Source organism: Paenibacillus xylanilyticus, assembly GCF_013359935.1.
GTDB classification, from domain to species: domain Bacteria; phylum Bacillota; class Bacilli; order Paenibacillales; family Paenibacillaceae; genus Paenibacillus; species Paenibacillus xylanilyticus.
This window is the reverse complement of record NZ_JABMCB010000202.1, coordinates 51634-66590: the sequence shown is the minus strand read 5'-3', so window position 1 is coordinate 66590 and position 14957 is coordinate 51634. Positions and strand designations below refer to the sequence as shown.

Annotated in this window: 11 protein-coding genes; all 11 read right to left on the bottom strand. The window is 50.6% G+C overall.

What is annotated here, in order from left to right; genetic code table 11:
• Window positions 1-110: 110 nt before the first annotated feature.
• Entirely contained in the window at window positions 111-1283 is a 1173-nt protein-coding gene (locus HP552_RS27135; protein ID WP_175398499.1) for a Gfo/Idh/MocA family protein, read from the bottom strand.
• Window positions 1284-1322: 39 nt separating this feature from the next.
• Window positions 1323-2369 (bottom strand): LacI family DNA-binding transcriptional regulator, encoded by a 1047-nt coding sequence (locus HP552_RS27130; RefSeq protein ID WP_175398498.1) that lies wholly within the window; start codon window positions 2367-2369, stop codon window positions 1323-1325.
• A gap of 264 nt (window positions 2370-2633) precedes the next feature.
• A complete protein-coding gene (gene glpX, locus HP552_RS27125) occupies window positions 2634-3710 on the bottom strand; it encodes a class II fructose-bisphosphatase (RefSeq protein ID WP_175398497.1) in 1077 nt (358 codons plus the stop codon).
• A gap of 724 nt (window positions 3711-4434) precedes the next feature.
• On the bottom strand, window positions 4435-4983 hold the full coding sequence (locus tag HP552_RS27120) for a (2Fe-2S)-binding protein (protein ID WP_175398496.1): 549 nt from the start codon (window positions 4981-4983) through the stop codon (window positions 4435-4437).
• Window positions 4980-7391, bottom strand: coding sequence for a molybdopterin cofactor-binding domain-containing protein (locus HP552_RS27115; RefSeq protein WP_175398495.1), 2412 nt, complete (start codon window positions 7389-7391; stop codon window positions 4980-4982). The genes HP552_RS27120 and HP552_RS27115 overlap by 4 nt, the downstream gene beginning before the upstream one ends.
• A 97-nt stretch (window positions 7392-7488) precedes the next feature.
• On the bottom strand, window positions 7489-8511 hold the full coding sequence (locus tag HP552_RS27110; protein WP_175398494.1) for an FAD binding domain-containing protein: 1023 nt from the start codon (window positions 8509-8511) through the stop codon (window positions 7489-7491).
• 280 nt (window positions 8512-8791) lie between these two features.
• A complete protein-coding gene (locus HP552_RS27105) occupies window positions 8792-9439 on the bottom strand; it encodes a nucleotidyltransferase family protein (protein WP_175398493.1) in 648 nt (215 codons plus the stop codon).
• Window positions 9405-10646 (bottom strand): XdhC family protein, encoded by a 1242-nt coding sequence (locus tag HP552_RS27100; protein ID WP_175398492.1) that lies wholly within the window; start codon window positions 10644-10646, stop codon window positions 9405-9407. Before HP552_RS27100 ends, HP552_RS27105 begins: the two co-directional genes overlap by 35 nt.
• Window positions 10647-10717: 71 nt before the next feature.
• Window positions 10718-12040, bottom strand: a complete 1323-nt coding sequence (locus HP552_RS27095) for a 5'-deoxyadenosine deaminase (protein ID WP_175398491.1) — start codon at window positions 12038-12040, stop codon at window positions 10718-10720.
• Between the two features lie 83 nt (window positions 12041-12123).
• Window positions 12124-13719: a gamma-glutamyltransferase gene (ggt, locus tag HP552_RS27090; RefSeq protein WP_175398490.1), complete on the bottom strand. Its 1596-nt coding sequence runs from the start codon at window positions 13717-13719 to the stop codon at window positions 12124-12126.
• Complete coding sequence (locus HP552_RS27085) at window positions 13713-14954, bottom strand: (S)-ureidoglycine--glyoxylate transaminase (RefSeq protein WP_175398489.1); 1242 nt, start codon at window positions 14952-14954, stop codon at window positions 13713-13715. The genes ggt and HP552_RS27085 overlap by 7 nt, the downstream gene beginning before the upstream one ends.
• Window positions 14955-14957 lie beyond the last annotated feature (3 nt).

Here is a 14957-nt window from a genome sequence, read left to right as displayed (position 1 = left end):
CTTTCGATTAGTTTGGTGTCGCTTTACATCTGTACCGTCTTCGCCTTTAAGCACATCGGTCGCATTCTTCTTTCTGCTTTTTGCATCTGCATTCATTCTGCCTTCCCAACTCACATCTCTTCAAGCGATACCCAGCGCCGCTCTGTGACGGAACGTTCCACGGCTTCCAGTACAGCCTGACAGGCGACCCCGTCATGGAAACTTGGTGAAGGCTGCCGTCCTTCGGAGATGGCTGTAACGAGTTCCAGCATTTCATGGGTAAACGTGTGCTCAAATCCAATCGTATGTCCGGCAGGCCACCAGGCCTCGGCATATTTGTGTGCCGGATCCGTAGCCAGGACACGGCGGAACCCCTGTACATCCTCTTCATCTTTTGTAAAATACACTTCCAGCTCATTCATCCGTTCAAAGTCAAATCGGACACTGCCCAGACTGCCATTGATCTCAAACGAATTGGTGCTGCGGTGACCTGCTGCAAAACGTGTAGCCTCGAAGCTGCCCAGCGCTCCTCCTGCAAATCGCGCCAGAAACAGTGTGGCATCATCAACAGTCACTTCGCCTTTCGGCGCATCTGCATTGGAGCTGCCCTTCGCACTAAGTCCAGTCATTTCGGAAGCAAGCGGACGTTCTTTGATAAACGTCTCGCTCATACCGATCACTTCCTTGAATTCACCCACGAGGAAGCGTGCGAGATCGATCAAGTGTGCTCCCAGATCTCCGTGCGATCCGGAACCAGCCACTTCTTTTTGCAGGCGCCAGACGAGCGGAAACGAAGGATCCATAATCCAGTCCTGCAGGAAAAACGCACGGAAATGGTAGATTTCACCCAAACGACCGCTCTGCACCAGCTCCTTGGCAAGCTGCACAGCCGGGGAGAAGCGATAGTTGAACCCAACCATGTGTGCCACTCCGGCGTCTTCTGCTGCTTGAAGCATCTCTCTTGAATCAGCGAGCGACAAGGCCAGCGGTTTCTCGCAAAACAGATGTTTACCCTGGCGTGCCGCTTCCAGTGCAATTTCCTTGTGAGCATCACTTGGTGCATTAATATCGATCAGATCAATATCATCACGCTGTACCAGCTCACGCCAGTCAGTTACACTTTCGGACCAACCGAACTGGCTCGCAGCTTCCTGCACTCCCTGTTCATTGCGACCGCAGATTACGGACATTTCCGGCTGCAGTGGTGCTGACGGGAAAAACATAGGCAGACTTCGATAAGCATTGCTATGGGCCTTCCCCATAAACTTGTATCCAACCATTCCGACACGTAGACGATTTGACATGGTTATTTCCTCCTTTTGGAATTCAAATCATGCTCTAGATTACTTGCGAATCGAAGAAGCCCGGATGATCAACTCCGTGGGTAATAATTCTCTGGGCCATTCGGACGGCGAGCCTGAAGCTTCTGTTGAAGCGCTTCCAACCAAAGATCCATGAATTAGCTTCGATACCGCGAGTTCCCCCATTTCATAAAAAGGAACCCTGACACTTGTTAGCGGTGGAACAGACATCTCGGCAGCATCGGAATCGTCGTATCCGACAAAAGCCGGAAAATTCTGAACCTCAATCCCGCGCTCACGCAATCCGTGCATAACACCGATAGCCATTCGATCATTAGCAGCAAAGACCGCATCGATCTCGTCTAGCCTCGCTGCGATTGTGGCGGCCGCCTCCACGCCGCTTCTTCTGCTGTAATTCCCCTCAAGCAGCAGATCAGGATCCAGCTCCATTCCCGCTTCTTTTAACCCAATCTGAACGCCCAGCAGCCGTTCCTGGCTGTTCGAATAACTGTCCGGACCGTTAAGAAAAGCAATTTTGCGATATCCTTGCTCGGTAAGGTGATGTACTGCGAGCCTGCTGCCCTCTACATGATCAGCATCCACTTCCAGGAAGGATTCGCCTGCAAAATGCTGATTCATTACGCAAAAAGGATGTCCTTCCTCCTGAAGCTGCTGCATGGCTGCCAGTTCTCCATGGTCATCTTTGGCACCAAGAATAATGCAGGCATCCACTTTCTGACGTCGGAACAGGTCGGCATAATTCATTACTTCGCCAGGTGATCTGAACATGACGAGCAGGTCCATGCCGCTGTCTCTGGCTTTATTCCCAATGCCGCTTAGCATTTCCGAGAAAAAGTAAGCGGAGAACAAATGTGCCTTCGGGACATAGGGTAAAACAACACCGAGATTACCACTTTTGCTTCTGGCGAAGCTGCGTGCTATTGCACTGGGCACATATCCAAGCTTCTCAGAAGCTTCCAGTACCTTGCGGCGAGTCTCCTCTTTGATCGGTCCAACGCCATTAAGCACACGGGATACCGTAGCTTCGGAGACCCCTGCAAGGTCAGCCACTTCTTTACGGGATGCCATGGATTTCACCCCCTTACATTATTGAATTATGATGTTATTGTGTAGAAGATGTTTTTATGTACGCGCGTACATTTTCTCATGTGTTGTAACCGTTGTCAATGCTTTTTACATAAAACAGAAAGAGAATCTGAACCTGCAGATTCTCTTTCTGTTTTGATTATTCATATAGCGAAAATCTCGTCCGACAAATTGTGAAAAGAGTCCTTTTGCCAGCTGACCCATCGTTCGTTTGGTGACCCTGAGACTCAGGGAATTCAGGGCTGTTTAAGTCGTTACACCATAATCAACGGATGATTGGCTAAACTCGGCTTGCTCCACTATTTTGGCCGGGCTCTGGATGCGATCCGAAGGTTCCGGCGTGGCCTGAAGCTCTCTTACCTTGTGCAGCACTTCCTTATTGGGCAGGAAATGTACTGAACGAATAAAACGGATCGTTTTGGTTTTGGCACGCATGACAATCGAATCCGTCTCGGCCCGGTCATCAGCAAGATAACGTACGCCGCCCAAAATTTCACCTGGCGTAACGCCAGTTGCCGCAAAGATGACATCTTCGGTGCCGATCATGTCCTCCATCGTTAATACTTTGTAAGGATTGTCAATGCCCATCTGAAGGCAGCGCTGAAACTCATCTGCATTGGCCGGCATTAACCGGCCTTGAATCTCGCCACCGAGGCATGAGAGTGCGGCGGCTGCCAGCACACCTTCAGGAGCGCCGCCGGAACCAACATACAGGTCAATGCCAGCCTCGGGGAATGCAGGAGCCATGGCACCGGCCACATCGCCATCGCTGAGGAACTTGATCCGTACGCCGACTTTACGCAGCGTTTTGATCGTGCTCTCATGCCGGACGCGGTCCAGAATCATGACGGTCAGATCCGAGATGTTTTTATTCAATGCGGCAGCTGCTTTCTCCAGTGTAACCTCAACCGGGTCTTCGATGCTGACCTTGCCGACCAGAGCAGGGCCTACGGCCAGTTTCTCCATATACATATCCGGTGCATGGAGCAGGTTTCCTTTTCCCGCCACTGCAATAACCGATAAAGCGTTGTTCAGGCCCTTGGCCACGATTTCTGTACCTTCGAGAGGATCTACAGCAACGTCTACCTCGGGTCCTTCAGCGTTACCCACTTCCTCGCCGATGTACAACATGGGTGCTTCATCCATTTCTCCTTCACCGATTACCACCGTGCCGCGAATGGACACGGAATCGAACATGGCGCGCATGGCCAAAGTAGCCGCTTCATCTGCACTATTCTTGTCTCCCCGCCCCATCCAGGGGGCTGAGGCTAACGCAGCCAATTCTGTTACTCGGACAATTTCCAACGCCAGTTCGCGTTCCATTTTTCCCACTTCCTTTCCAGTTTTCAAAAGCATACATTGAAAGCGGTGCTAAATCCATCGCAAATCCATATGAAATTGATCTATAATCAGGTCTATGTACTCCTACTGGGAATATATACCTTTTAAATTTGAAGTTAATAAGTTGTGAAATTTACTCTTATTTTTAATGACTTTTTAAAAAAAAGAACAATGTTTTAACGTTGATAAACCTAAAATTTGCATACCGTTTTTCGATCAAAACTCGATTATTCTCAGGCACAGGTTAACATAGACTGAAATCAGTACTTTCATTTCCTCAAACAAGGATAAATCAACATATATGCTGATATTACTCACGTTCAGGCCCTTTATCTGACCTTACAGCGAAAACGATTTACTCCAGGACGACTTTGACAAGATTACTCCATGTATTGAAAGGATTTCAAGAAGAAATTCCGCAATATATATTTGTATACTTTTGAATAAGAGCAGACTCGTTCATCAGATTGACCTTCTTTAATATTCTTTTTGCAATATAGATACAGCTTATAGGGGTCATTGAAAATAATTAGTTTACATAATATTATTTATGTAATTTAAATCATTGAAATCTGCCCTTTTCAATTTCGACATCTCTGTTTATCGGTTCGCGAGTTTCGAGCATCATTCGTAAGTTCATGTGAAGTAGACCCAAAAAAGACCAGAAAAGGAGAACATCTTCTCTGGTCTAAACTTTTCCAATTCGTTAATCATGCTGCACGACATTCGTATGCTCATTCTTAATTTCATTCGATGATAATGAATAAGGCTCACTGCAACTCTCCCCTGCCTTGCGCACCGCCCGTATTATACCTCCATATCCGGTGCAGCGGCACAGATTGCCGCATAATCCCGTTTCGATCTGTTCCTGCGTAGGCTGCGGATGCTGATCCAATAGTGCTTTGGTGGCAATGACCATCCCGGGCGTGCAGTAACCGCATTGGAAACCGCCTTCTTCAACAAAAGCCTGCTGAATTGGATGAAGACTATCAGGCTGCTCACCATGAAGTCCTTCAATGGTCGTAATCTCGCTTCCTTCACATTGATAAGCCATGACCAGGCAGGAATTGACCGGCTCGCCATCCATAAGCACCATGCATGCACCGCAGCGACCGACTTCGCAGGATACTTTCGTTCCGGTCAGCTTCAAATGAGTCCTAAGCACATCTACAAGCCGGGTCGTTTGAGCAATGTGCAGCTGCTTCTCTTCCCCATTCACAACAGCTGTCCATCTGTTTCCTAGTGGCTCACTCATGAGGGACTCACTCCTTCCTGTAAAGGTACATCAAGCGGTTTGACCAATTGTTCTCGCGGCACGGGCAATCGGTTCACCCAAACCCCCGTAGCCTGGTGAATCGCTGCAGTTATCGCCGGAGCAAGCGCCACAGATCCGATCTCTCCAATCCCTCTTGGCCCAAAAGGATCACCTTCCGGCAGGTCCTCAATAGCCTCGACCTCCAGGTTGGTATGAATATCCCGAATCGTTGGAATCAGGTATGTGTCCAGATTGGTTGTAAGATATCGACTATCCTGCATGACCGCATCTTCTGTTAATGTAAAACCAAGTGCCATCACACTCCCGCCTTCGATCTGTCCGATGAAGCCCATCGGATTAATGACAGGACCTGCGGCTACCATATGGCGTGTATCGAGCAATTTGGCTTCGCCAGTCAGGGTATTCACTTCCACCTCTGCCGCAACCGCCGCATACGTATATAAATAGTGACCACCCACCACATGATCCGGTGTGGTCGGATAATCGAAATGAGTATCAAAAATCCATTCTTCTTCTTCGCCCTGCTTCACCAGCTCTGCATATGGGATAACCAAACCTGAGGATACCACCGGATCCTTCGATGGCTCTAATGTTTCAGCAGCTGCACCGAGCTGTTCTTCCTTTTCTCCGTCTCTTTCAGAATGCAGCGTTGATTTGATGTCCGTTGCATCTTCAGGAAGCGCACCTTTGCGCCATACGCCACCAGCCCCTGTCACCAGTTCTTTGACGGGAATACCTGACAATGCAGAAGCAACCGACAGAACTCTGGAACGGAATGGTGTCTGTAATCGCTGCAGAGCCATCCAGGCCATGGTTGTTGAACGTGAAGCCGTACTCGAGCCGCTGTGAGGAACACGGTCCGTATCGCCAATGATGATGCTGAGATCGGCAGTGCTGCATTGAAACAGATCGCAGAGCATAATTTCCAGTGTAGCAACCAGACCCTGACCGAACTCTTCGTAACTGAATGCTGCCTCAATCTTGCCATCGGCATTCAGGGATAGACGTCCTCCCGCCGGATCTGGAATGCCGTAACCGAGTCCCGCACCGTGCATGGCGAGGGCTGCCCCCACTCCGCGTTTGATCCAAGGGGGCAGAGAATGATCCGCCGGGGGAGGCTGATGTTTTTGCCAAAGCTCTGAGCGATCCATCGCTTCCCATACTTGTGACAGTCCATCTGTAACCAGAATCCGCTGATTCAGCGGTCCCAGGTCGGTCTTCTCTCTCATGTTCCGTCTCCGAAACTCCCAGGGGTCCATGTTCATAATCTCCGCCAGCCGATCCATCTGTCCTTCCACCGCGAAGATAGCCTGATTGCCGCCGAATCCACGAAACTCCCCCGAGAGCCCATTATTGGTATACACCGACACGCCCTCCACATCCACATTTGGAATGGAGTAAGGTCCTAAACAATGCTCCGTGCAGAAGTTCAGCACAGGTGCTCCAAGCGTGGCATACGCTCCGGTATCTGCTGTAATGCGGACCCGGTGAGCCTGAATGATGCCTTCACGGCTGATCCCGGTTTGCATTTCGATTTTCATCGGATGCCGCTTCAGACCTGCACGAACGGATTCCTTACGGGAATTGTGCATTTTTACAGGGAGTCCACTTTTCAAGGCAAGAAGTGCACCATAAGGCTGTACGTTCAGTTCATCTTTCCCACCGAAAGAGCCACCAATGGGAGACGATACGACACGGATATTTTCTTCAGGACAGCCGATAATCCGCGCAAGCTGCATCCGGTCTTTGTACCCGTGCTGGGTCGCTGCGTAGACATTAAGCCTTCCTTCATCTGGAACAAACAGACCACCTTCAGTCTCCATATACGCGTGCATCTGACGAGGCGTATAGTACGTTTCCGTGACGATATGTTCACACGCAGCAAAGGCCTTCTCTGCATCACCACGTTTGATCTCGGTGCGATGAAGAACATTGCCCGGGCCATGCGCATGCAACTCTGGCGCGCCAGGGGCCAGTGCAGCCTCGGTGCTGTCCAGCGGAGTAAGCTCCTCATACTCAACGCGGATTGCATCCAGAGCCAGTGCCGCCCGTTCCGGGGAATCCGCAGCGACCGCAGCAATGGCATCACCGACATAACGTACGACATCTTCGCAAAATACAGGCTGATCCGGCGTCGCGATACCAAAACGATTCAATCCGGGTACGTCCTTGGATGTCAGAACGGCATATACCCCTTCCATTGCTTCTGCTTCAGTGGTGTCTATAGACAAAATGCGTGCATGCGGGTATGTGCTGCGCAGAACTCTTCCATGGATCATATCGGGTAGAGTCATATCTGTCAGATATTGAAGTTGCCCGGTTACTTTTGGAACCCCGTCGGGTCGCAGATGCCAGCGTTTACCGCTATATTCCCGATTCAGCAGCATGGTCTCTCTCCCCTTTTCTTGATTGAATTTGAACCATCTATATACGACAAAGGAATACTCAACACTTGACCGTTGTTCGGTTTGAACAACCTCAATTCTACCTATGGAGTGCTCCCCACAGCCCAGCTCCCAACAGATTACCAGCAGTCTGCTTGCGGTAATGTTCAGTAGCAAATGCATCGCTATAAGTCACGAATTCTGAAGCTGCAGTGCTTCCGAGAGCTGTGGCTTGCATGATGGAAGCTTCTCCGCTGCGAAGCAATTGCTCCGACTCCGGAAGGCGCATGGCCATGCCCGAACCCCCGCCTGCTGCAATCGCAACCTTATTCCATCGACCATCTGAACCCATCTCACCGTGAAAAGCGATCGTCACCAGAGACGCGCTGAACGTCTCCCGCCGACCCACCTTACGGTAAAATGCAATTTCTCTCTCTCCAGGTATTTGGAAATCAGTATCTGATTTGGACAACATGTTCATCGGGATACGGATGGAGATTAACACATCATCTGGATTGCGACTGCCGTCGCGTCCACCATTCAGCCAGGAGGCCAGAGAGCGGATCTCCATTCCTGCGTCCGTCAGCCAATGCAACTCTGCGTTGTATACAAGCAATGCGGGAAGGGTATCCCCCACTCCTGACACAATATTACCGCCGATTGTTGCTACATTTCGAATGGAAGGGGCTGCTATGTTATTTACAGCCTCTTGCAGTAACGGGAGCTGGCTCAGTAACCTGTCCTTGGCACAACTATTCAATCGGGTCAGAGCCCCGATGACGATTCGGTCTCCATCAACATGTACTCCACTTGCACCCGGAATATGAACCAGGCTAATCATATGCTCCGGTGCGGGGACCAGGCCGCCTTCCCACTGGGTCCGCAGCAATGTTGCGCCTGCTGCAAAACAATAGCGTCCCTTCAACCTGTTCTTCAACATCTGGAGTTCTTCCAGATCTCCAGGCTGCCATACCGATGGCATCGCTCCTGATCCATACGCTGGTATAACCATCGTTCCATCCCCTCTCTCTTTCTTCAATCTTCGGGACGTTGGTGTCACCAAGTAACACTTGGCATCGCTGGATCCATTCCGTCCAGGCGTGAACTCATGGCGCAAATTCATGCGGCATGATCCAAATAATTCTTCAAATCATATGGGACTGAAGGAACTACGTCAATTACCTTCACATCGTTTTGGATAAATGTATAAATACATCATGTCTTTTGTGCTTGATGCATTAATTATGATCAGAACCTCACACTTGATTTCTAGAATAACGATACAAATAACATCAAAAAAGGCCACCCAACTGTCTGGATGACCTATTCATGTCAAGATATAATCCACAAGGAGTATCTAATTCTGTTCAGTATTATTTATGGATTTGTATCCTACACAAACATTAATTCGTCAGATTTGATTCACTTACAAAATCCATAATGCGTTTTAGTTCCGGCTCGGTATCAGCGTCCCAGAAACAGAACTCAGGCAAAGCTACCTGTATACCCGTGTATTTGCCGTTACTCATAATTTTGCGAGCACCCTCATCTCCATGGAGGGATCGGAGGTGTCCTGCCATATGGGAGCGGAAGGCTACAGGCGGCTTGCTTCCCTCACTGTCTGCAGCAGCTGCGTAATCAGCCAGTTTGCTCGCAGCAAGGGCCGCAGATACCTGATTAATATCCTGTGCCCTCAATAAAGGTTGATCCCCCAAAAGAATCATAACTCCTTCCATACCGTATTCCATGGCTGCCTTTATGCCGCAATGAAGTGATGCCGCCATGCCACAAGCATAATCTGTACAAAGAGCAATTCGAAGTCCTGTCCCCGGCCTGTAGCTGTAGGAAGCTGAGTTAAGCAAGTTTTCGGGAATCCATGCCAAGGAATCTTCTGGCTTCACCACACAGATAACCTGTTCCAGCTCAGAATCCAATGCCGCCTGCAGTGACCAGGCTGCCAATGCTCTCCCATCCGGCATGGCAAGCGATAACTTATCTCGTCCAAGGCGGGTGCTCTTACCTGCCGCGAGCACAATGCCCGTCACTCGCATGCATATTCCCCCTTTGGACTGAACGATTTCCAGTGGACACAGCACGTCTGCAGGCGACCAGTTCTGCAGCAATACTAATGGCGATCTCCTCTGGACCATCTGCTCCAATACTCAGGCCAACGGGAGAATGAACATGCGGAAGTGGCGGTAAATCGTTCAGCAGGCGTGCTGTCCGTGTTTTGGACCCCATAATGCCGAGGTAAGAATAGTCACAGTCCGACATCAGCTCCAGGAATTCGCGTTCACGCGGGAACTGATGGCTCATCAGAATAACATAATCCCCGCTTTTTATATCCAGCACAGGTATGATCTCACGGGGAAAACCAAGAACGAACTCAACATTCGGGAATCGTTCAGCAGTACACAAGCCCTCTCTCCAATCGGCTACAATCACGCGAAATCCTGCTGCTCTGGCAAGCCTGGCTACAGGAATCGCGTCATTGCCCGCTCCGATCATAATCAGACGGGGTTTGGGCGTGTATAGCGTAGTCATCTGCGACGGCAGGTTCCAATCATCAGCTTCCGTTGATCCCCCGGTTTTCTCACGTTCTGCCGGTGCTGAACTGGAAGACACATTGGTTGCATCGATCAAGGGGACTGGGACAAGGGCAAGATGTGGGATATCAACTCGATCCGGATTCGAATCCATCGTGCTATCTATATCATCTGGAAAGGCATCCTGTTCATTGGTCAGCGGCCGGCCGGACTTTTCTGTACCACCCCCGTTAGTCACCAGCAATGGACGTAAGGTTAAATCATGTTTTCCACCTGTTGATATAACCCGTTTCCACCTATACTGAATGCAGGAATACTGATTCAGAAAGGTTCGGGTCAATTCCACAGCAGAGCCAGATTGGAAACACGCGTTCATTTCTGTTATTACGGTCCTTAGCTCCCTGCAGACAGGTTCAAGCATAATGATGATCAAGCCTCCGCAGCCAATCGTTTCGCCCCAGGAGAGATCATCCTCAGGTCGCATGTCGTATTCGGCAAATTCCATCTGTTCAGTATCCAGCACACGCTCCACACGTGCCTGAAGATCACTCTCCAGACACCCGGGACTGATACTGCCATACATTCTGCCATCTTCGGTCAAGAGCATAGAGACTCCCTGCTTACGGTAAGCATGACCTTCCACCTTGACCGCCGTCGCAAGTACACAGCGTGCTTCACGGGTCGCAATTGCACACAGATCATGCATATCCATATTCGTCTCCACCTTTCCGAATAGTCTTTATATCCACTCAAACTCACAGATTTTCTGAAACGCTGCGTAGGTCAGATTCTTTTCATCAAACGTGCAATGCTCTTATCCGATTCACGAAGTACGATGCCACGGTCGATTGTCTGGATTTTGCGGTTTTTAAGCACAATGCTTCCATCAATGATGACTGTGTCCACACAGCTTCGAGTTGCGGAGTAAACTACACGGGAATAGACATCCGTCTCATAGGAAGGGTACGTATGGAAATCATCCAGATCCAATAGCACCATATCTGCCTTTTTGCCAACTTCCAAACTGCCAATTTCCTTCGACAAGCCAAGCACTTCGGCACCCCCCATGGTTGCCATGCGCAGCACTGTACGTGCATCCATAATTGTTGGTCCATGGGGAACCTTTTGAATCAGTGCAGTCAGGCGCATCTCCTGAAACATATCCAGATTATTGTTGCATGGTGCACCGTCTGCACCGATACCTACAGCGATCTGGCGGTTGAGCAGGTCAGGAATTTCAGCTATGCCAGAGGATAATTTCATATTCGACCCGGGACAGTGGGTGACTTTTACACCACGCTTGCGAATAATTTCCTTCTCCTCTTCACTCAGCCACACACAGTGCGCAAGCACCAGACGCGGAGTTGCCAGACCGATATGATCAAGGTAGACAATATTACGCATGCCGCGTTCGTGTTCGACCAGTTCAATCTCGCCGCGATTTTCCGAAGCATGCGTATGCACCTTCACATGGTACTTGCTCGACAGATCACGTACTTCTACCAACAATTCTTCTGTACAAGAAACGACGAAACGTGGACAAAAGGCATATTGAATACGTCCGCCTCCAAAGCCGTTCCATTTTTCCAGCAAGTCGACACTTTGCTGCAGCGAAGTGGCTGTATTTTCACGCAGCGGCTCAGGGACTTCATCGCCATGGTCCATCATGACCTTGCCTGAAATAACTCGAATACCGCTCTGTGCCATCGCCTGAAAAGCCGAATCCGTATGATGTACGGTTTCCATGTCCAATATGGTCGTTGTTCCACTCGAAATCAATTCGCCGAGTCCAAGCATCGCCGAATAATAGACGGATTCCTCATCATGTGCTGCCTCAAGCGGCCAGATCCGCTGCCTCAGCCAATCCATTAGTTCGAGATCATCCGCACGGCCGCGGAAGAGCGTCTGGCACAAATGAATATGCGTTTGAATAAAACCTGGAAGCAGCACCTTGCCACGAGCGTCAATGACCTGATCTGCCTGAACGTCGATATGCTCGGCGATTTCTTTGATTTTGTTATCCTCAATCAGCAGATCGCCTGTAAATACGTCTTCTTCTGCATTCATCGTGACGAGCTGAGCGCCTTTCAGCAGGATTGTTCCCATGATAATCTCCCCTATCCGTATCTGTCTCTGTTCTGTTACTCTGCACCAATGCGAGGTCGGAACAACCTACCATCTAACCGCTGTTACCACCCAATAGCCATGCCGTCTCCTCGGGGATCAGCAGCCCCGCTGATCATGCCATCTTCACGGATAACGATGCCCTGCGATTGCCCCATAATATCATCCCAAGGCGCTCTGACTTCCACGTTATGCCCCCACTGGGCGAGCATCTCGCATACGTCATCATGATAACGGTTTTCCACTCGCATGGTGTCACCTTCTTCGCCCCATGTGCGTCCATACACCCAGCGCGGCAGACCGATGGCTTCCTGAATGTTAAGACCATAGTCGAGTACACCCGTGAGCACGGATAACTGCGTTTGAGGCTGTCCTTCTCCGCCTTGTGTACCTACGAGCATATAAGGTTTTCCGTTACGGGTGACAAGACCCGGCATAAGGGTGTGGAAAGAGCGTTTATTCGGTTCAAGCACATTGGCATCCATCGGATCAAGGGAGAAAAAGGACCCCCGATTCTGCATGATCACACCGCTGTCTCCGGGAACGTAGGCTGCACCAAAATCAAAATACAGACTTTGAATAAACGAAACGGCGTTGCCATCCTGATCAACAACAGCCGCGTAGGCTGTATCCTGCCCAATCGTCTTAGACAAAAAAGGCTGTGCTACCGGAGGAGCAGATTGGATCTCATTCCATAACTCATCCCCGTAAGTCTTGGATAACAGATGATTCAGCGGGATTTCCCGAAAGTCCGGGTCGGTCAGATATCGATCACGATCACGAAATGCCTTTTTCACCACTTCGGCCATCAGATGATAGAACTCCGGTGAAGTGCGTGCGACGGAAGACAGATCAATATGTTCGAGCATGTTTAACATCATCAGCATGGAGAAGCCCTGCGAGTTGGGCGGCATCTGGTGCACCTCATACCCACGGTACCCGGTGCTGACAGGCTTCACCCACTCCCCTTTGTGAGCTGCAAAATCCTGTGGTGCTAGCATGCCGCCATCCTCGCGAATGGCCGAAGTTAAGCGGTCTGCCAGTTCTCCTGTATAAAAAGTATCCCGTCCCCCCACCTGAATCAGGCGAATGGAGGCGGCGAGTTCAGTCTGGACGAGCAGCTCACCTTCCTGCAAAAGTGTACCAAAAGGGGCAAATACCGCTCGCAGCGGTGTGTGCCCCATAATGAAGTCTTCATCTCGTTCCAGCCAGAGGCGCAGATTGCGGGATACAGGGCATCCCTGCTCTGCATACCGCGCTGCCGGTTCAAGCAGCTGCTCCCACGGCAGTTTGCCGTAGCGGGACCAGACTTCCCACCAAGCATCCACCATTCCTGGAACCGTAATTGCACTGAGCACTCCGCGCTGAGGAATTACATTCATGCCCATCGCCTTGAACGTGTCGGCATGGATGCCTGCCGCTGAACGACCACTCCCGTTGTAGGCGGTAATCTCACCGCTGGCTCCATCGTGGATGAGGAAGAAGGCATCGCCTCCAAGTCCGGTCATGTGTGGATAAACTACGCCAAGAGCAGCGCTCACGGCAATGGCTGCATCATAAGCGTTACCGCCTTTCTGAAGAATCGAGCTTCCAACCGCGCTCGCCAGGTAGTGCGGAGAGGTGACCATCACCTCTCTGGAAACGGGCATGTGGTTTAGCATAAGGCTCCCTCCTTCCCGGCGTAAACGTCCAGTGCTGCCTGCACCGCCTCACCAGCAGGTAATCCATGCCGGTGACGCAGCAGCACGGCTTCCAGAGCAGCAAGCACATGCAGTACATTTTTGCGCTGACAGCTGAAACCCATCGTGCCGATCCGCCAGATTTTCCCCTTCAATGGTCCGAACGAGCTGGCGATCTCAATCCCGAAATCCTCCAGAAGCATACTCCGGACCGATTCTCCGTCGATGCCGTCCGGAATGTTAATACACGTAACTACCGGTAGTTTGCTGCTCAGGTCTCCATACAGCTGAAGTCCCATACCCTGAATTCCGGCTACCAGGGCGCGTTCATTGATCCGATGCCGCTGGAAACGGGCATCCAGTCCTTCCTGAAGCAGAATGCGCAGCCCCTCATGAAGACCGTAGAGCATCGAAGTTGCTTCCGTGTGATGATTCAAACGTGCAGAGCTCCAATAATCCTGCAGCTGGCTCAGGTCGAAATAGTTGCTTGCAATGGTTCGCCCTTCTGCCCTCGCGCTTGCTGCGTCACGGAGTCCGCGTTCGACGGTTTTGCGGCTCAACAGTTTTTTCTCAACGCGGCTGTTGTACGTTAATGGTGCCATTCCGGAAGGAACGGACAAACACTTCTGCGTTCCACCCATCACTGCATCCAGGTGCCAGGCATCCGTCTCAACGGGTGTACCGCCTATTGTAGCGACCGCATCAACGACAAGGAGAATATCCAATTCACGGCACACTTTGCCGATCTCCGCAAGTGGCTGCATCTGTCCAGTGGATGTCTCCCCATGAACCATTGCGACCAGGCTTGGCTTGTGGACATGAATAGCCTTGATTACCTCTTCGGGATCAAATACCGAGCCCCACGTTGTTTCAATAAATACAACATCAGCACCGCAGCGCTCCGATATTTCCACAAGCAGATGTCCAAATCGCCCGTAAATGGGGACCAGTACTTTATCTCCTGGCTGAATCAGACTGACCAGCACAGCTTCAATGCCGGAGCGGGACGTCCCGTCCACCGGATAGCACCATTCATTATTTGTTATATATAACTCACGCAGCATGGCCATCGTTTCATTCATCAGGGAAGTGAACTCCGGATCGAACTGTCCCAGGATCGGGAAGGACAATGCCCTTAGAACTCTTGGATCGACTTCAACTGGCCCCGGCGTCATGATCGTTCGCAAGGACGGGGACAATTCTCTATAGTTGGACATGTT